The following is an 18,325-nucleotide window of genomic DNA, read 5'->3' as shown; positions in this document are numbered from 1 at the left end:
AAGTGAAAATCCGGGTGTTATTTTGTAGAATTTGCAGGAATTTTAATGCCCTGAGTCGAAAGTACCAAGACAAAGTTAACATAGGAGTGAGTAAATGATAAAAAAGCACAGAGAAAAGTCGAATAGGATGCTGATACATGAAGCCGGCTTGAGAAGGCTGTTACCATCCCACCCTCAATACCCATTGATTGAACAGGAATATGGCAAAATGAAATACGGTTACAAAGGTGAAGAGGCATTAGACTACTATTTGACCTTTCTCCCTCATGAAAACTACCACATTCTTCACGGTCTCCGTATTAAGGACTCCAAAGGTAGATACTTTCAAATTGATACTCTCCTCATTACATCCACTCATTGCTTAATAATAGATTCAAAATACGTTTCGGGTAAATTAGAGTTTGATGAAGTGGGAAGTCAACTCATCCGATATAAGTCAGATGGGGAAATGGAAAGAATGGCAGATCCACTATCACAAGTAGCACGCCACCGTTATCAACTTTCATTATGGTTAGAACACCACGGTTTCCCAAGCCTACCTATTGCGAGTTTAGTAGCTCTAACGCACAATAAGGCCCATCTAGTCAAAACTTCTCCCTCACTTATGAAAAAGGTAACTTTTCTAACTAATCTCCCCAATAGAGTGAATGAAATAAATGCACTCCATTCAACTGAGTTCCTGAATAAAAAAGATCTTAACAAGCTTACGAAAACATTAATCAAGAAACATACCCCTGGTAACTTTAATTTTCTGCAGACCTACAACATTAAACAGGAAGAACTGATAAAAGGTGTAATTTGCATGACGTGCGGGTGCAACTTGGTGAAGAAAAAAAGAAAATACTGGACTTGTAAGAGGTGCAATACGCAATCACTGTCAGTTCATTTTTATGCGATTGAAGATTATAAACTATTAATATCTACTACCATTCAGAACAAAGAGTTGAGGGATTTCCTCCTAATTAGTTCTGCATCAGAAGCATATAATATATTGGTATCACTAGATTTGCCCTCGGTCGGCCACAAAAAAGGAAGGGTCTACATGTTAGAACATTTTAGAATTTCCTTTTCGCCATAAACAAAAAAGCCGCCCCAAAAGGAACGACTCTCACACAACTCATCTTCAATCCGTAACCGTCTTCTCTTTCATTTCCGCTTCCTTAACTGCTTCTGCTTCTTCAATGGCAAATGGCAGGTAGAAACGGTAGGCTTTGTAGCCGGCCCAGATGCTGCCTAATCCTACAACGATCAAAATAATTCCCACCACGATGGCAACTGTGGATAGTGGGTTAATAAGAGAATTGACGCCAAAAAAGAAAACGAAGCTTCCCAGGGCGATGCTGGATTTTGCGCTTAGCCATTTCTTTTCGGCTGGCAGTTGGGTGCGGAAGTATTTTACTTTATACATCAAGTAGAACATTAATGAAAAGATAATGAGAAAAACAAAAATAGCCAAAAGGACACACTCCTTTATATATTTGAAACATGATAGTTATAATTCTATCATACGCATACAAGCTATATTGTAACGTGTTCGTGAACAAAATTCTACTTTTGCACTAAAATGATATTCCTTTGAGAACCAGGGAAACTGTGATTAAATAAAAGAAAAGAATCAGGTGAAAGAGGGTTACATACGATGAGGCAGCAGATAATAGATGAAATTAAGGCGCATGATACGGTCATCATTCACCGTCATGTCAGGCCGGATCCGGATGCATATGGATCGCAATGTGGATTGGCTGAGTTGATTAAGGAAAGTTATCCGGAAAAAAAGGTGTATCGCGTGGGGGAAGCGGAGGAGTCATTGAACTTCTTGAGCAAGCTTGATGAGATACCGGACTCCAGTTACGACGGAGCTCTTGTGATTGTCTGTGATACTGCAAATACCGATCGTATCTGTGATAAGCGATACAAGCTTGCGGCTAAATGGATAAAAATCGACCATCATCCGAATGAGGACAGATATGGGGATTTGATGTGGGTGGATACGGATTCTAGTTCCACTAGCGAAATGATTTATGAGTTATACCTTGCCGGGAAAAACCAGGGTTGGGTCATGACAAAAGAGGCTGCTAGACTAATCTTTGCGGGCATTATAGGCGATACGGGCAGATTTCTTTTCCAAAGCACAAACACGAAGACATTCCAGTATGCGAGTGAACTGTTGAGCTACGGATTTTCGATGACGGAGCTTTATGATGAACTGTACCGCACCAAATTGCACATTGCCAAGCTTAGCGGATATGTTTTGGAGAATTTTTCGATGCATGAGAATGGAATTGCTTCCATGAAAATTACACCTGATATTTTGCAACGATATAATGCACTTCCTTCTGAGGCATCGCAGTTGGTGGGGATGCTTGGTAATATTGAAGGCGTTAAGGCGTGGGCATTTTTTATAGAAGAAGCAGATCAGATCAGGGTGAGGCTCCGTTCGAAGGGGACCATCGTTAATGAAATTGCCAAAAAGTATAACGGCGGAGGTCATCCGTTGGCATCCGGGGCATCTATCTATAAATGGGAAGAAGCGGACCATGTTCTTGCTGACCTGATTGAAGCAACACGTGCCCAATTGCAAGGGGAGTAGGAACAAAGAAGAGGAAGTGACGGCACTAAATGGCAGACGCTTCCTCTTCTTATTCCATTTTCACTATTAACAAGTCCATTTCAATGGTTGTGTCGATATAAAGAAAATCAACCTCGAAGTAATAGCGTTTGTCATCGAGGGTGTAGCTTTTGTTTTCAATAACTTTTATAAGCAATTGGCGATTGTCTTTAATGCTTGCGACATCTTTTGAGACCTGGTCGTTAAGATCCTCTGTAATTCTGGCAATGATAGAGGAACGGCTGAACGAGTTGAGCATGTATTTTTCGTGATTGGTAATGGATATTTTGAAGTCTTCTATTTTCAACTGATCTTTTTCCTCTTTTAATTTGTCATTGTCCTCTGTCAGTATATGAATTCTGTTTTTATAGCTTTTCACTTCTTCCTTATATTTTATAAGATCGCCAATATTTTTTTCCAAAGTGACGCCATACATAAGCATGAATATCAACCATCCTACAATTGCACCCATTACCACCCCGGAAAAAAAACGTTGCCACCCGGGATCGCGGTTATATGGAGGAACCCTCATGTTATAAGGTCTCCTGAGTAAGCCAGCTGATGATGAGTGCTCCAGTTTGGGCGCCGCCGGTTGCAGAGATGATTAGAAGCAACTGCTTTACTAAAAATTTTGTTTCGCCGTTGAACAGTCCTTTTTCCAAATTATAAAAGGTGTCAAACGTACCTCCGATGGCTGCGACGATCGCCCAGATTTTCAAACTTTTTGCCAGGCTCCACATTCTCGTCAAAGGTGGGTCCCCTACTAGAAAAGCAGCAATTCCACCGATGATAGCTCCTCCAAGTATTACCCCGACAGCAATGAAAAAACTGAATATAAGGGTAGCGACGAATGGATCTTTAACGTCCATTTTCATCATCCTTTCTGTCCTTATTCATATATATGGACAGGGTGAGGTAAGTATGTGATGTTAATGGAGAAGTTTCTTCATTGTGTTTGGAACAGAATAGCCCCTATAATGAAAGTATAAAATGGAAGCGTTAAATAAGGTGTGATGATTAATGAGTGTAGTTCATTTACATATAAAAAGCAGTTATAGCCTGCTGAACAGTTCAGTCCGTTTTTCTAAGCTTGTGGAGCGTGCCAATGAGCTTGGTTTAGGCTCCCTTGCGCTTACAGATGAAGATGTGATGTATGGGGCTGTTGATTTTTACAAAGCTTGTAAAGCGGCCAACATCAAGCCGATCATCGGTCTGACGCTATCGGTTCTATCGGACGGGGAGGAAGAGGAATCAACATATCCTATCATTCTTTTGGCAAAAAATAACGTAGGATTTACGAACCTGATGAAGTTATCTAGTGTCGTTCAAACCAAGTCGCCACTAGGAGTTCCGAAAAGATGGCTGAAGCATTATACCAAAGGATTAATTGCAATTTTATCTGGCTCTGAATCTGAACTTGCGCAAAATGAAGAGCAATCTGCGGAAGCTTATTTGGATTTGTTCGAGCAAGATAGCGTGTATCTCGGGATTGATCGGAATACAGCAGAGTCAAGGGAACAATCTGAAACGACGATGAAAAGGCATAATCAGTTGCCAATCGTGGCCTTGAGTAAGGTGCATTATCTTCTGAAAGAGGATATCTTTGTATATGAGTGTTTACGCAGCATTAAACAAGGCACCAAGCTAGAATCCTTGCCTAAAGAGGCGCCTGATTATTTAAGGGCAACAAATGAAATGACACAGTTGTTTGAAGATATTCCGGATGCATTGGAGAATACATGGAAAATTAGTAACCAATGTCATGTGGAACTGGAGTTTGGACAAGCAGCTCTACCAAGTTATCCGGTTCCTGAGGAGGAAAATGCAGACGATTATTTAGAGAAGATCTGCTGGGAAGGGCTTCATAAAAGGATCGGGGAACCTTCTCAAGAGTATAAGAATCGCCTTCAATATGAACTTCAAGTCATTAAAGGGATGAAGTTCAGTGACTACTTCTTAATTGTCTGGGACTTTATGTATTATGCACGGAATGCGGGGATCTTGACCGGTCCTGGTCGTGGTTCTGCAGCAGGTTCATTAGTCGCTTACTCCCTCTTCATTACAGATGTGGACCCAATTGAGCATGATCTGTTGTTTGAAAGATTCTTAAATCCCGAGCGTATCACGATGCCGGATATTGATATTGATTTTCAAGATAATAAACGCGATGAAGTCATCCGTTATGTGGCCGAAAAGTACGGTCAACTTCATGTTGCCCAAATCATCACATTTGGTACGTTGGCTGCAAAGGCTGCATGGCGTGATGTTGCAAAAGCCTTAAATCTTTCTGGGAAAGAGCTTGAGATGATTTCTAAGATGATTCCATCAAGACCTGGCATTACCCTTGATGCGGCATATCAAGAGAATGAAAAATTGCAAAACGCGATTAACGAGACAAAGGAAAGAAAGCGTGCCTTCCAAACAGCGCAGAAGATTGAGGGGCTGCCACGTCATTCCTCCACACATGCTGCAGGGGTGGTCATTACCCATAAGCCACTAACGGAATTAATACCGATCCAAGCGGGCCAGCAAGACATCTACCTTACTCAATACACGATGGAAACCCTTGAGGAGCTTGGTCTCCTGAAGATGGATTTCCTTGGCTTGCGAAACTTAACGATGATTCAAAGCATCCGCCATCAAGTGAAAAAAGAAACCAAACATCACATCGAAGATATACCACTTGACGACGCAGCAACCTTCCGCCTGTTAAGTGAGGGGGATACATCCGGGATATTTCAATTAGAGTCACCAGGGATGAAAAAAGTTCTGACAAAGCTTAAGCCTTCGAATCTAGAAGATATCGTGGCAGTCAATGCTCTATACCGGCCGGGTCCAATGGAACAAATTCCTTTGTTTATTGAGCGCAAGCATGGACTGAAAAAAGTGGAATATCCGCATCCAGACCTGATCCCTATTTTGGAAAAAACATTTGGGGTTATTGTGTATCAAGAGCAAATCATGCAAATTGCTGCGGTGATGGCTGGCTTCTCCCTGGGTGAAGCGGATTTGTTAAGAAGAGCGGTTGGAAAGAAAAAGAAAGAAGTGCTTGCCAAAGAACGTGCGCATTTTGTAGAAGGGTGTTTAAAGAAAGGCTATGACGAGAAGGTTGCCAACTCTGTCTATGATCTGATTGTACGATTTGCCGACTATGGTTTTAACCGAAGCCATGCAGTTGCCTACAGTATGATTTCTTATGAGCTTGCCTATCTGAAAGCAAACCACCCAAAAATTTTCATGGCGACACTTCTTTCCAGTGTGATGGGAAGTGAGCAGAAGCTTTCTCAATATATTACAGAGACGAAGCGTAAAGGTATACAAGTCCTGCCACCCTCTATCAATAAGAGTGGAATTGCATTTCAAGTGGAAGAGGCAGGAATCCGCTTTAGCTTGTTAACAATCAAAGGAGTGGGAGTGCAGGCAATAAAAGCCCTGATAGAAGAGCGCAGAAAAAAAGGGTTTAGTGACCTGTTTGATTTTTGTAACAGAGCTTCTTCTAAAATCAATCGAAAGACCATTGAAATGCTTATTTTTGGTGGGAGCATGGATGAGTTTGGGGAGGACAGGGCCACTCTTCTTGCTACTTTAGATGTAGCCATGCAGCATGCAGAGCTTGTCATGCCGTCCGATGACAATCAAATTGACTTTTTCTTGGAAGAAGAATTCAATATTAAGCCGAAGTATGTGAAGGTGGAGCCGTTACAGCTGACGGAACAATTGCAAATGGAGAAAGAGGCTCTTGGCTTTTATCTATCCAAACATCCGACAGAACCTTTCGCCGCATATTTTCAGCTGGGTGGCGCCACCTTAATTCTGGATCTTCCGTCCACAGGTCTAAGAAAGGTGAGAGTCGGAAGTTTCATATCTAATGAAAGAGTGATTCGAACAAAAAAGGGAGATCTCATGGCATTTCTTACGCTCTCCGATCAATCAGGCGACTTAGAAGCAGTAGCGTTTCCAGAACTTTATAAACGGTTTTCACATGTATTGAAGACTGGGGAAACGTTAATGGTGGAGGGAAATCTCGAAGAACGGGAAGGGAAAGTCCAGCTGATTATCAAAAATATCATCGAAATTGATACATTGATAGAACAATATGCACATCTGATTGGCGATCTTTTTCTACAGATAGACGAAGAAAAACATGAGCAAGAAGTGTTTCAACACCTTCAAAAAGTGCTGAAAACGCATCATGGTCCATCGTCGGTGTATGTGCATTATACGCAAGCGAAAAAGACGATAAAGCTGCAGCCGACCTTGTATGTAACACCTTCAGAAGAATGTTTGTTGAAGCTTAAAACGATTCTTGGAAATGAGAACGTCGTATTCAAAAAATCTTTACAATGATTAATATTATGATATAGTTAACAAGGAGGTGGTCAGACCACCTTTTCCTTGTTTTTTTTAGTATAATGAAATGGAAAATATATTAATAGGAAGTCATCATGTGTTGCTAACGAAATAAAGGCAGTGGGGATGACAAAAATAGCAGGGGGGACATGTATCATGTCTTTAAAAGAAGAAGCATTACATATGCATAAAATCCACCAAGGGAAATTGGAATCCAAATCAAAGGTACCTGTTAGAAATGCCAAAGATTTAAGTCTGGCATATTCTCCTGGAGTGGCTGAACCATGTAAAGCGATTTATGATGATAAAAACAAAGTCTATGATTATACGATGAAAGGCAATATGGTAGCTGTCGTTTCAGATGGTACAGCAGTATTGGGTCTAGGAAACATCGGTCCTGAAGCAGCATTGCCGGTTATGGAAGGAAAAGCGGTATTGTTCAAAAGCTTTGCTGGAGTGGATGCATTTCCGATTTGCTTAAACACGACAGATGTAGATAAAATCGTCGAAACGGTGAAACTTCTGGAGCCTACTTTCGGTGGGGTGAATTTGGAAGATATCGCTGCTCCAAACTGTTTTGTAGTGGAAGAGCGACTGAAGAAAGAAACGAATATCCCTATTTTCCATGACGATCAACACGGTACAGCAATTGTAACGGTTGCAGGTCTTGTAAATGCTCTGAAACTAGTGAAAAAGAATATTGGAGAAATTAAAGTGGTGGCCAATGGTGCAGGTGCAGCAGGTATTGCCATCATCAAATTACTATATCGATATGGAGTAAGGGACATTACAATGTGCGATTCAAAAGGAGCCATCTATGAAGGACGTCCATTTGGAATGAACAGTGTAAAAGCGGAAGTTGCTAGTTATACAAACCGTAACAAAGTGGAAGGAACATTAGCTGATGTAATGAAAGACGCTGATGTGTTCATCGGGGTGTCTGTTGAAGGAGCGTTAACACAAGCGATGGTAGAAAGCATGAACAAAGATTCCATCATCTTTGCCATGGCCAACCCGAATCCGGAAATCATGCCGGCAGAAGCAAAGCTTGCTGGTGCCAGTGTGGTAGGGACAGGTCGTTCCGATTTTCCAAACCAAGTAAATAACGTGTTGGCGTTTCCAGGAATTTTCCGAGGTGCGCTTGATGTGAGAGCAACCCACATTAATGAACAAATGAAAATAGCTGCGGTCGAAGCAATTGCAAGCCTGGTTTCTGCTGATGAGCTAAGTGATGATTATGTCATTCCAGCACCTTTTGATCCGCGTGTAGCTCCTGCTGTAGCAGCAGCTGTAGCAAAGGCTGCAATGGAAACCGGAGTAGCCCGTATCAAGGTCGATCCGGAAGAAGTAGCAGAAAAAACCAGACGTGCAGCTATTATTGGAAAAAGTGAATAGTCTATGACTACACCTACGAAAATGTATCTAGAGATTGTCAAAAAAATTCGGGCCATCATTGTAGCAGACGGTCTGAAAGCAGGAGACAAGATTCCTTCCGAACGTGAACTGTCCGACAGATTGAATGTCGGGCGGTCCTCTGTTCGAGAAGCACTTCGGGCGTTGGAGCTCTTGGGTCTTATCGAGACAAGGCGCGGAGAAGGAACATTCATAAAAGATTTCAAGGAACATCACCTGGTAGAACTATTGGGAACCTTCATTTTGGAGCAAGACAAGACCAAAAACGATCTCTTAGAAACCAAACTGGAGATAGAGAAATCATGCATCCAGTTATTTATGAAAAAAGCTTCTGTTAAAGATTATGAGAATCTGAGAGAAATGCTCTCCGTTCCCACTTCAAGGACAGAACTTTTCAAAGCAATAGTGACGATAGTAGATAACAGTTTGATGCTAAGAATATGGACGCTTGTCAATAGTTATGCACGTATTATCTCAGAGGATAATATGATAGAGAGTGGTGTGTTAGAAGAGTTACTAGAGGCGATGAGAGAAAAACAGGCGGAACAAGTAATAAAACTATATGAAAAACATTTTACGGAAATTGTCGATTATAAGTAGACAAGAATCTACAACATCCTTCGTGGAGTTTCCGTTACATTAACAGTATGAGTATAAAGGTAAGTAAAGGAATTTGTTTATTGAAATAATGTTAACAGCCTTGCTTACCTATATTTTGACCTGTTATTAGTACCAAATACCAAAACTAAGTAACAAGTTTCTGTAATTAAGGGAGGTTCTGTTGTTTTGTTGAAGGATTTGTTTACAAAGAAGAAGAAATACGCATCCATTCCATCGGAACAAGCAAATCAAGATGTACCAGAAGGAATTATGACCAAGTGTCCGAGCTGTAAAAAAATAATGTATACAAAAGAGTTAATGAAGAATCTAAAGGTCTGTTTGCACTGTGGCCACCATCATCCCATGAATGCAAAAGAAAGACTTCAAAGCTTGCTAGATAAAGGCAGCTTTATTGCATATGACGAGGATATGGTTTCTGAAAATCCTCTTAATTTCCCGAACTATCTGGAAAAGCTAGAGGGTGACAGAAAGAAAACCGGAATCAATGAGGCGGTTGTGACGGGTGAAGGAACAATTAATAGTTTTCCTCTTGTTGTTGCCGTTATGGATTCAACTTTTCGTATGGGAAGCATGGGATCGGTAGTCGGAGAAAAAATCACCCGTGCCATTGAAAAGGCAAAAGAAAAGAAAGTGCCATTCCTCATTTTCACAGCTTCTGGCGGTGCAAGAATGCAGGAAGGTGTTTTAAGTTTAATGCAAATGGCCAAAACTAGTAGTGCTTTGAAACTTCATAGTGAAAGTGGCGGGTTAATCATTTCGGTGATGACTCATCCGACTACTGGTGGTGTTTCTGCAAGTTTTGCATCATTAGGAGATTATAATTTTGCAGAACCGAAAGCCTTGATAGGGTTTGCCGGCAGACGTATCATCGAGCAAACCATTAGGGAAGACCTTCCTGAAGACTTTCAAACTGCCGAATTTTTATTGAAATGTGGTCAACTAGATGCGGTTATTCCTCGTCTTGAGTTAAAAGAAACCTTAACAAACCTATTAGATATACACCAGGGAGGAGGGGAGACGAGATGGTAGGAGAAATGGAATTCGAAAAACCGGTTGTAGAGCTTCGCAAAAAGATAGGTGAATTAAAAGAGTTCACGAAAAATAGTGACATGGATCTGACGAGCGAAATTGAGAAGTTAGAAGTAAGACTAGAAAAACTAGAAACAGATATCTATGGAAACTTAAGCCCGTGGGATCGCGTTCAAATTGCCAGACATCCCGAGCGCCCCACTACATTGGATTATATAGAACGAGTTTTTTCGAACTTCTTAGAATTACATGGCGACCGATATTACGGAGACGATGAAGCAATTGTTGGAGGCATTGGAAAATTTGACGGCGTACCTGTCACGATTATTGGGCATCAACGCGGGAAGGATACGAAAGAAAATATCCGCCGAAACTTCGGTATGCCGCATCCGGAAGGATATCGCAAGGCATTAAGATTGATGTATCAGGCTGAAAAATTCAATCGCCCTATCGTTTGTTTCATTGATACGAAGGGTGCATACCCTGGAAAAGCTGCGGAAGAGCGCGGCCAAAGTGAAGCCATTGCCAAAAACCTTTTTGAGATGGCAGGTTTGAAAGTGCCGGTTATTTGTATCGTTATCGGTGAAGGAGGAAGTGGGGGAGCCCTTGCACTTGGCGTAGGAAATCATGTGCACATGCTTGAGAACTCCACCTATTCTGTTATTTCACCAGAAGGGGCAGCTGCTATCCTGTGGAAGGATGCCAGTCTCGCCAAGAAAGCCGCAGAATCCATGAGGATTACTGCACCAGATCTGCATGATTTAGGAATCATTGATAAAATCATTCCGGAAGCAAAGGGCGGTGCCCATAAAAATGTGGATGTTCAAGCAAAAGGAATCAGGGAAATCTTGAAAGAGTCTCTTCAAGATCTGATGCCCCTCACTGCGGAAGAGTTAATTGAACACCGCTATGCAAAATATAAACGTATTGGTGCTTTCTCCTTTAAAGAACAACTGAAGCCGGAAAAAATTAACCAATAGAGGATTTAGCTAGTTCATATACTACAAAAAAATTTTCAACAGGAGGGAACGGGTTATTTTCCTCCTGTTTTCTTTTGGATAGTAAGGAATAAGCTGGGTATCTTAAAGGAAGAGCTACAAGTTCGAATGCTGACTGCCTTGAAGAGATATACATAATAAAAATGACCAAAATGTCAACAATGGAAAATGACAGCGTATACAAAACTTTTCATCGACAGTTTTCTATTGTTTTCGACATACCTTCATGTTAATTTTTAATAAAGAGGCTTTACATAGTACTCATATTTCTAATAAAATATATGTTTGGGTATACGTTTATAGGTAAATTAGCTCAAGAGGTGAATATAGAATGAAACGAATAGGCGTTCTGACAAGTGGTGGAGATGCACCAGGTATGAATGCTGCGGTCCGTGCAGTAGTAAGAAAGGCTATTTTTCATGACATTGAAGTATTCGGAATCTATCGTGGATATGCTGGATTGATTGATGGAGATATTAAAAAACTTGAAATAGGTTCTGTTGGTGATATCATCCATCGTGGTGGAACCATGCTATATTCTGCGAGATGTGAAGAATTTAAAACAATAGAAGGTCAGCTTAAAGGAATTGAAAATCTGAAAAAGCATGGCATTGAAGCTTTAGTTGTAATTGGTGGGGACGGTTCCTATCAAGGAGCAAAAAAACTGACTGAGCACGGTTATCCATGTATTGGTGTGCCGGGTACAATTGATAACGACATCCCAGGTACTGATTTTACAATCGGTTTTGATACTGCGCTAAATACAGTTATCGATTCCATAGATAAAATTCGTGACACTGCAACATCTCATGAGCGTACATACGTGATTGAAGTGATGGGACGCCATGCAGGAGATATCGCACTTTGGGCAGGTCTTGCAGGCGGTGCGGAAACAATTCTTATCCCAGAAGCGAAAGATGACATGCAAGAAGTGATTGCAAGACTGAAACGCGGAACGGAGCGAGGGAAAAAGCATAGTATCATCGTCGTAGCCGAAGGAGTAGGCAGCGGGGTAGAGTTCGGAAAGAAAATCGAAGACGAGACAAATTTCGAAACGCGAGTTAGTGTGCTTGGTCACATCCAGCGCGGTGGATCACCAACTGCATTCGATAGAGTCTTGGCAAGTCGATTAGGCGCACGTGCAGTGGAATTGCTAATGGATGGCAAAGGCGGCAGATGCGTAGGTATTCAAAGTAATGTGTTAGTTGACCATGATATTATTGAGGCATTATCTAGAACACATACAATTGATGAAAAAATGTACGACCTTTCAAAAGAGCTTTCCATTTAGTGATATAAGCGCATTGGAATCGTTTTCATTACCAGGTTACCTAAGGCTATTGGTGGTGTAATGCCACTCTGTTGCTTTATAATATAAAAGGACGAAGTGAAAAGAACGGTATATAACTAGGAGGAAACTTTACATGAAAAAAACCAAGATTGTTTGTACGATTGGACCAGCTAGTGAAAGTGTAGAAACACTAATTCAGCTGATGGAAGCAGGAATGAATGTTACTCGTTTGAATTTTTCACACGGTGACTACGAAGAACACGGAGCTCGTATCCGCAATATTCGTGAAGCTGTGGAACGCACAGGGAAAAATGTAGCAATTCTTTTGGATACAAAAGGACCAGAAATCAGAACGCACACGATGCAGGATGGTGCTATCGAATTAGTTCAAGGAAATGAAATCATCATCTCCATGGAAGAAGTGATTGGAACAACGGATAAGTTCTCCATTACTTATCCTGGACTTATGGAAGACGTGCATCCTGGTTCCCGAATTCTTTTAGATGACGGCCTAATTGGACTAGAAGTTCTGGAAGTAGGAAACAACGAAATCAGAACCAAAATCCTAAACTCCGGTACATTGAAAAATAAAAAAGGTGTAAACGTTCCTGGTGTAAAAGTGAATCTTCCTGGAATTACTGAAAAGGATGCAAATGACATTCGCTTTGGTATTGAACAAGGCGTAGATTTCATAGCGGCATCTTTCGTACGCCGTGCATCTGACGTTCTTGAAATTCGTGAATTATTGGAAGCACATGACGCTACTGACATACAAATCATCCCTAAAATTGAAAACCAAGAGGGTGTTGACAACATCAACGAAATCTTGGAAGTATCTGACGGCTTGATGGTTGCTCGTGGAGATCTTGGAGTAGAGATCCCTGCAGAAGAAGTACCTCTAGTTCAAAAAGAACTAATCAAAAAATGTAATCTTGCTGGAAAGCCTGTTATCACAGCAACTCAAATGCTTGATTCCATGCAACGCAACCCACGTCCAACGCGCGCAGAAGCAAGTGACGTAGCGAACGCTATCTTTGACGGAACAGACGCGATCATGCTTTCTGGTGAAACAGCTGCTGGTTCATACCCTATCGAAGCTGTTCAAACGATGCACAACATCGCTTCCCGTGCAGAACAAGCACTAGCTTACGGAGAAATCCTTACAAAGCACAGCAAGCAAGCTGCACTAACTGTAACTGATTCTATTGGACAATCTGTTGCTTACACAGCAATCAGCTTGGATGTTTCTGCAATTGTGACACCAACTGAAAGTGGACACACTGCACGCATGATTTCTAAATACCGTCCAAAAGCACCAATTGTTGCTGTTACTTCTTGTGAAGCGGTATCCCGTAAACTTGCACTAGTATGGGGTGTTTACCCTCGCATCGGTCGTCAAGCAACTTCTACAGATGAAATGCTAGAAGTAGCAGTAGAAGAATCCTTGAACACAGGCATCGTTTCTCACGGAGACCTAATTGTTATCACAGCAGGTGTTCCGGTTGGGGAAAAGGGTACTACAAACTTGATGAAAATTCACGTTGTTGGTGACGTACTTGCAAGTGGACAAGGCATCGGTAGAAAATCTGCTTACGGAAAAGTAGTTGTTGCTAAAACAGCAGAAGAAGCTGCTGAAAAAATGACACACGGAGCTATCTTCGTAACAACAGGCACCGATAAAGACATGATGCCTTCATTAGAAAAAGCATCTGCTCTTATCACTGAAGAAGGCGGCCTAACAAGTCACGCTGCTGTTGTAGGGTTAAGCCTTGGAATTCCAGTCATTGTTGGAGTAGAAGAAGCTACTTCTATTCTACAAGATGGTCAAGAAATTACGGTTGATTCTTCCCGCGGTACGATTTACACTGGTCACGCAAACGTATTATAATTTTGGACATGAACCCCTCTGTCTGGCATATGCTGGGAAGAGGGGTTTGTTTTATATTAGAGTAATTCTTTCACATTTGCTATAATTAACTGGTAGCTTGTTTTAAAGAAATGGGGTTGTCCTCTTATGTTCAGAATTTTATTAGCTTTAATTATAGTTGTACCCGCACTGGAAATATGGCTCCTCATTACAGCTGGTAAGCTGATTGGGGCGATTCCCACGATCATGTTGATAATCCTTACTGGAGTTTTGGGAGCTTGGCTTGCAAAATATCAGGGAGTATCTGCTCTTAGAAGTGCTCAACAAAAAATGAACAGTGGGCAGATGCCAGGTGATGTAATTATTGATGGCTTATGTATTCTAATTGGCGGTGTGGTTCTATTAACACCCGGATTTATTACAGATGCAATCGGCTTTGCCTTACTTTTACCACCTACAAGGAATTTGATTAAACCGTCCATTATGCGTGCAATCAGAAACAGAATGGATCGCGGGCAATTTATTGTTATTAACAGAAGATAAAGAGAAAGCAATTGATAATATTAGTTTGGGGGAAATGTAATGAAGCATTGGTTTAAATTGTTGCTAGTGTTGACCTTGGTTTTATCTGGCCTTACATTATCAAATGTTGTACAAGCTGCTGGCGGAGAAGATGAAGAAGAGAGCATCAATGAAAAGTTCGGACTTCCTATTGTTGTATACGGCGGGACCTTGAATGATGACCAAAAGCAGGAAGTTCGCGAGCATTTAAAGGTTAAGAACCCTGAAATGGTCGAGGAAATCACAGTAACAGGAGAAGACCTTGTTACCTATATTGAGGGAGAAGACAGAAATGCCCGCATGTTCTCCTCTGCTAAAATTACCAGAAAAGAAAAAGGGGAAGGGCTTATTATTAAAAGAGCCACTCCTGAAAACATCACACAAGTAACAGATGATATGTATGCGAATGCCCTCTTAACTGCCGGAATTGAGGATGCTGAAGTTATCGTCGCATCTCCAGTCAAGGTTAGTGGTCATTCCGCACTTGTAGGCATATACAAAGCATATGAAGTAAGCGGAGAAACACTTAACAAAGATCGCATGGAAGTGGCAAACGAAGAATTGTCCATCGCAACAAAACTTGCGGAAGAAGAAGGCATGGACAGTGAAAAAGTCAGTGAGTTGCTGACGGAAATCAAAAAGCAGATTGCAGAGCAAAATCCCGCAACAAGAGAAGATGTTGAGAAGATCGTAGAAGAGCAATTGGCAAAGTTAAATATCGAGTTAAGTGAAGAAGACCGACAACTGTTAATTGATCTCTTTGAAAAAATGCGTGAGTTGAATATCAACTTTGATAGCGTGAAGAATCAGTTAGAGCAAATTTCTACTGATATTAAGAATAAAATTGACGAAGTGGTAGGAAATGAAGGTTTCTGGCAGGGTGTTCAAGACTTTTTCCGTAACCTGTTCCAATCCATTGCTGATTTGTTTAAATAGAAACATATGAAAAAGGCTGTCCGCTCTGGACAGCCTTTTTTATGTATTGGTTATACTAGTTGATTTCCGTTCCAGGCGCTTCGCTTGCCTGCGGGCGGTCCGTGAGCCTCCTCGGCTTTGCCTGCGGGGTCTCACCTGTCCCTTCCTCCCGCGGGCGTCTGCCCGCCTTCCACTCCAATCAACAAGAGGACTTCATTTAATTAAGGTTAAAGAAATACTGAAGTTTCTAATTATTATAGCAAATAAATATGGTATTTTATGTTAATATAAAGATAAAGATGTTATTCCATTAAAGGGCAGGATTGTTGAATAATGGCTTAAGTGAAGAAAATTTGGGAAGTAATAGCTTATGAGGTGATAGTATGAGTTTTAACAAAGTAATATTAAAGTTTTTACTTTACTTTATAGTTTTTACAGCCAGTAACTTAATACTTAAAACAGTCCTTTTACCTGTACCTTTAAATATTAGTGATGTTATATCTACAATTCTTACGACAGGTACAATATCTATTGGTATTGTATGGGTTGAGTATTCTTTAAGAAATAAAGGAAAGTGATTAATTTTCCTTTTAAGCAATCTAGGAGCGATTGTTAAAAACGGAACTGTAATATAGAAGGAGGACTGAAATTGGAAAAGGAATATTTTGTACAATATTCGGACCAAAGCATAATTAATAGTTTCAACTTTCCAAAAGATATTTTTTCATCTATATCTATTGGAATGACTGACATCACATATGATTTAATTATATCGTTAGTCCAAAAAATGTTCGGTCTTCCTGTTTTCTTTGTTTTACACACAATGACCTTTGGATATGAGAAAGAAACTTTAATTTCTAATAACATTCCATTTTTTCAATTTTCGTCAGACGGAGCTGTCATAAAAGTAGACTCAACAGATAAGCTACATATTATAAGTAAGCTTGGAGAAGAACTGGTTTCCAATGGTCTGAGTGTATTCATTTTTCACGGGAATGATCTATCAGAGCAAGATTTAATTCCTCCAAAACATTGGGTGGATAAACCTTTAGTATTTGTAAACCTTGATGTAAATAAACTCGAAACTTTTCTAGATATTGAGGAGGTGGGTTTCACCATATTTACTAAAAGTAGTTTATTTGACTCTCCTGAGAAAATCCCAAACTACATACCCAATGATTATCTCCTTAATATTGATAGTAGTGATATTTAACTTATCCGTTATGGTCATTGCCCCGCAATCTAGGAGCTTTTATGGAAAAAAGGTAGTAACTCTTACTCAAACAAGCTGAATAATTCGTTTTTTCTAAACAAGCTAAGGAGGCTTAGTATTAGTATGGAAAGCTCTTGGGCAGGATTTTTAGATATAATTGGTTTAAATCAAGATATAAGACAAAAAGCGGAGTTAAAGACATTAATTGAATTCCCATTAGCAGAACCAAAAAAAGAATTATTAATAGGCTTATTTGACTTCATAAAAAGTGTTTATGGCACCGAAAAATGCACGATTCTTTGGTGGTATGAACCAAGCTGCATTAATGATAAAAACATAGTTAATCCATACACTAAAATTATTTGCAAAGATGAATTGAAATATTTACAGGGTATATGGGAAAGAATTGGTGGGGACTATATTTTGTTTTTACCAGAAGAATTCAACACAAAAATAGATATCAATGATGAAGAAGAGTTTATCGGAGTATGCTTAACAAAATACTCTCAATTGCTATTAAAAACTCCTGATGGAAATGAAGTATTATATTTACGTCTTAATGAATGATTCCTTATTCAACAAACTAGGAGCGATTGCGGAACAATGGTATTTAATAGAAGCAGGAAAAGGCTAAAAGGGAAGCAATTAGGATATTTCATATTTAAGGTAATAATTGCACATACTAAAATCTGAATTTATGATAAAAAGGATGTGGTTATTATCAAGAGAGTGAAAATATTCCTGTTATGCATTGTCTTCACCTTTTCTTTTTCATTTGTTGCTAAAGCTAACTACACAAGCGAAGAATTTCAAGAATCACTTTTTGAAATTGGCTATAAAAGCATTTATGATGCTTTAAACGAAGGTAATGAATATTTTAATCAAGAAATAGTTTTGCCAGTACAGCTACCTCCAGTTGCTTTTACGCATAGTTTCGGAAGATTCGAAAACCCAGATGGCGAAGTAAATGATAGGTACGACATTGAATACGTGAATAAAGATAAACCTCAAAACCACTTTAATATTACTATACAACCTGTTAAATATGGGGTAGATTTTAGGGATAATCAAATCGACCAAAGAATTAAATTGGGTGATGGCAATGAAGCCATATATAGTACAAAAGCCGTAAATGGATTTAATTTACTAGTATTTGAAAAGGATAAATTCCAGTACATTTTGAGTGTGGACAAAAGAATCTCTGATATAGCTACTTCCGATATATTAGTTGAGATTGCAAATTCAATTAAATAAAAAACAAAAGAGCATTGGTTGCTGTTCAACCTATGCTTTTTTTGTTGTTTGTGTGTGATCCACTATTACATACTAAGACAGAAGACCAATGAGATATTATGTGTAATATTGATATTGTTGTTGTTATTTAATTAAATAGGGCGATTGTAAAAAACTTATAGCTCCTTACTAAGGAAAAGGACGTAACTAGATTAAAATGAGGAGG

At 40.0% G+C, this 18,325-nt stretch carries 17 protein-coding genes; 14 read left to right on the top strand and 3 right to left on the bottom strand.

The annotated features are described in order from the left end of the window. The first annotated feature begins 94 nt into the window (after positions 1 to 94). Positions 95 to 1,078 carry a nuclease-related domain-containing protein gene (locus LC091_RS03865; RefSeq protein ID WP_226680363.1) on the top strand — a complete coding sequence of 328 codons (984 nt, stop codon included), beginning with the start codon at positions 95 to 97 and terminating at the stop codon, positions 1,076 to 1,078. 45 nt (positions 1,079 to 1,123) lie between these two features. On the opposite strand, the gene LC091_RS03860 is transcribed toward LC091_RS03865, so the two are convergent. Beyond that, on the bottom strand, positions 1,124 to 1,456 hold the full coding sequence (locus LC091_RS03860; RefSeq protein WP_226680361.1) for a YtpI family protein: 333 nt from the start codon (positions 1,454 to 1,456) through the stop codon (positions 1,124 to 1,126). A 183-nt stretch (positions 1,457 to 1,639) separates the two neighbouring features. Between LC091_RS03860 and LC091_RS03855 the strand changes: the two genes are divergently transcribed. Next, positions 1,640 to 2,590 carry a DHH family phosphoesterase gene (locus LC091_RS03855; RefSeq protein WP_226680359.1) on the top strand — a complete coding sequence of 317 codons (951 nt, stop codon included), beginning with the start codon at positions 1,640 to 1,642 and terminating at the stop codon, positions 2,588 to 2,590. A gap of 49 nt (positions 2,591 to 2,639) precedes the next feature. Here LC091_RS03855 and ytrI read toward each other — a convergent pair whose 3' ends face one another. Together ytrI and LC091_RS03845 are read right to left on the bottom strand one after the other, a co-directional pair. Next, positions 2,640 to 3,140 carry a sporulation membrane protein YtrI gene (gene ytrI, locus LC091_RS03850; RefSeq protein ID WP_226680357.1) on the bottom strand — a complete coding sequence of 167 codons (501 nt, stop codon included), beginning with the start codon at positions 3,138 to 3,140 and terminating at the stop codon, positions 2,640 to 2,642. A gap of 1 nt (position 3,141) precedes the next feature. After that, positions 3,142 to 3,477, bottom strand: coding sequence for a YtrH family sporulation protein (locus tag LC091_RS03845; protein ID WP_010195627.1), 336 nt, complete (start codon positions 3,475 to 3,477; stop codon positions 3,142 to 3,144). 151 nt (positions 3,478 to 3,628) lie between these two features. Between LC091_RS03845 and dnaE the strand changes: the two genes are divergently transcribed. From dnaE to LC091_RS03785, 12 genes are all read left to right on the top strand, one after another. Continuing rightward, positions 3,629 to 6,955: a DNA polymerase III subunit alpha gene (gene dnaE / locus LC091_RS03840; protein WP_226680355.1), complete on the top strand. Its 3,327-nt coding sequence runs from the start codon at positions 3,629 to 3,631 to the stop codon at positions 6,953 to 6,955. Positions 6,956 to 7,114: 159 nt separating this feature from the next. Then, positions 7,115 to 8,353: an NAD(P)-dependent malic enzyme gene (locus tag LC091_RS03835; RefSeq protein ID WP_226680354.1), complete on the top strand. Its 1,239-nt coding sequence runs from the start codon at positions 7,115 to 7,117 to the stop codon at positions 8,351 to 8,353. 3 nt (positions 8,354 to 8,356) lie between these two features. After that, a complete protein-coding gene (locus LC091_RS03830) occupies positions 8,357 to 8,971 on the top strand; it encodes a FadR/GntR family transcriptional regulator (RefSeq protein WP_319003632.1) in 615 nt (204 codons plus the stop codon). Between the two features lie 186 nt (positions 8,972 to 9,157). Beyond that, positions 9,158 to 10,021, top strand: a complete 864-nt coding sequence (gene accD / locus LC091_RS03825) for an acetyl-CoA carboxylase, carboxyltransferase subunit beta (protein ID WP_226680352.1) — start codon at positions 9,158 to 9,160, stop codon at positions 10,019 to 10,021. Next, a complete protein-coding gene (gene accA / locus LC091_RS03820; RefSeq protein ID WP_226680350.1) occupies positions 10,015 to 11,001 on the top strand; it encodes an acetyl-CoA carboxylase carboxyl transferase subunit alpha in 987 nt (328 codons plus the stop codon). Before accD ends, accA begins: the two co-directional genes overlap by 7 nt. A gap of 349 nt (positions 11,002 to 11,350) precedes the next feature. Continuing rightward, positions 11,351 to 12,310, top strand: a complete 960-nt coding sequence (gene pfkA / locus LC091_RS03815) for a 6-phosphofructokinase (protein ID WP_226680348.1) — start codon at positions 11,351 to 11,353, stop codon at positions 12,308 to 12,310. A gap of 133 nt (positions 12,311 to 12,443) precedes the next feature. Beyond that, positions 12,444 to 14,198 (top strand): pyruvate kinase, encoded by a 1,755-nt coding sequence (pyk, locus tag LC091_RS03810; RefSeq protein ID WP_226680345.1) that lies wholly within the window; start codon positions 12,444 to 12,446, stop codon positions 14,196 to 14,198. Positions 14,199 to 14,324: 126 nt separating this feature from the next. Then, positions 14,325 to 14,720: an FxsA family protein gene (locus LC091_RS03805; RefSeq protein ID WP_226680343.1), complete on the top strand. Its 396-nt coding sequence runs from the start codon at positions 14,325 to 14,327 to the stop codon at positions 14,718 to 14,720. 39 nt (positions 14,721 to 14,759) lie between these two features. Next, complete coding sequence (locus LC091_RS03800; protein WP_226680340.1) at positions 14,760 to 15,674, top strand: DUF1002 domain-containing protein; 915 nt, start codon at positions 14,760 to 14,762, stop codon at positions 15,672 to 15,674. A gap of 628 nt (positions 15,675 to 16,302) precedes the next feature. Next, complete coding sequence (locus LC091_RS03795) at positions 16,303 to 16,866, top strand: hypothetical protein (RefSeq protein WP_226680339.1); 564 nt, start codon at positions 16,303 to 16,305, stop codon at positions 16,864 to 16,866. Between the two features lie 123 nt (positions 16,867 to 16,989). Continuing rightward, positions 16,990 to 17,433, top strand: coding sequence for a hypothetical protein (locus LC091_RS03790; protein WP_226680337.1), 444 nt, complete (start codon positions 16,990 to 16,992; stop codon positions 17,431 to 17,433). Positions 17,434 to 17,595: 162 nt separating this feature from the next. Beyond that, entirely contained in the window at positions 17,596 to 18,120 is a 525-nt protein-coding gene (locus tag LC091_RS03785; RefSeq protein WP_226680335.1) for a hypothetical protein, read from the top strand. Positions 18,121 to 18,325 lie beyond the last annotated feature (205 nt).

Source organism: Sutcliffiella horikoshii, assembly GCF_020524325.1.
Classification (GTDB): Bacteria; Bacillota; Bacilli; order Bacillales; family Bacillaceae_I; genus Sutcliffiella_A; species Sutcliffiella_A horikoshii_D.
The sequence above is the reverse complement of the archived record's forward strand: the minus strand, read 5'-3'. Positions and strand labels throughout refer to the sequence as shown.

Bases quoted from the DNA above. Each gene is read 5' to 3' on its own strand.
- LC091_RS03865 (WP_226680363.1), top strand. From the start codon at position 95: ATGATAAAAAAGCACAGAGAAAAGTCGAATAGGATGCTGATACATGAA.
- LC091_RS03855 (WP_226680359.1), top strand. From the start codon at position 1,640: ATGAGGCAGCAGATAATAGATGAAATTAAGGCGCATGATACGGTCATC.
- ytrI (WP_226680357.1), bottom strand. From the start codon at position 3,140: ATGAGGGTTCCTCCATATAACCGCGATCCCGGGTGGCAACGTTTTTTT.
- LC091_RS03845 (WP_010195627.1), bottom strand. From the start codon at position 3,477: ATGGACGTTAAAGATCCATTCGTCGCTACCCTTATATTCAGTTTTTTC.
- dnaE (WP_226680355.1), top strand. From the start codon at position 3,629: ATGAGTGTAGTTCATTTACATATAAAAAGCAGTTATAGCCTGCTGAAC.
- LC091_RS03835 (WP_226680354.1), top strand. From the start codon at position 7,115: ATGTCTTTAAAAGAAGAAGCATTACATATGCATAAAATCCACCAAGGG.
- LC091_RS03830 (WP_319003632.1), top strand. From the start codon at position 8,357: ATGACTACACCTACGAAAATGTATCTAGAGATTGTCAAAAAAATTCGG.
- accA (WP_226680350.1), top strand. From the start codon at position 10,015: ATGGTAGGAGAAATGGAATTCGAAAAACCGGTTGTAGAGCTTCGCAAA.
- pfkA (WP_226680348.1), top strand. From the start codon at position 11,351: ATGAAACGAATAGGCGTTCTGACAAGTGGTGGAGATGCACCAGGTATG.
- pyk (WP_226680345.1), top strand. From the start codon at position 12,444: ATGAAAAAAACCAAGATTGTTTGTACGATTGGACCAGCTAGTGAAAGT.
- LC091_RS03805 (WP_226680343.1), top strand. From the start codon at position 14,325: ATGTTCAGAATTTTATTAGCTTTAATTATAGTTGTACCCGCACTGGAA.
- LC091_RS03800 (WP_226680340.1), top strand. From the start codon at position 14,760: ATGAAGCATTGGTTTAAATTGTTGCTAGTGTTGACCTTGGTTTTATCT.
- LC091_RS03790 (WP_226680337.1), top strand. From the start codon at position 16,990: ATGGAAAGCTCTTGGGCAGGATTTTTAGATATAATTGGTTTAAATCAA.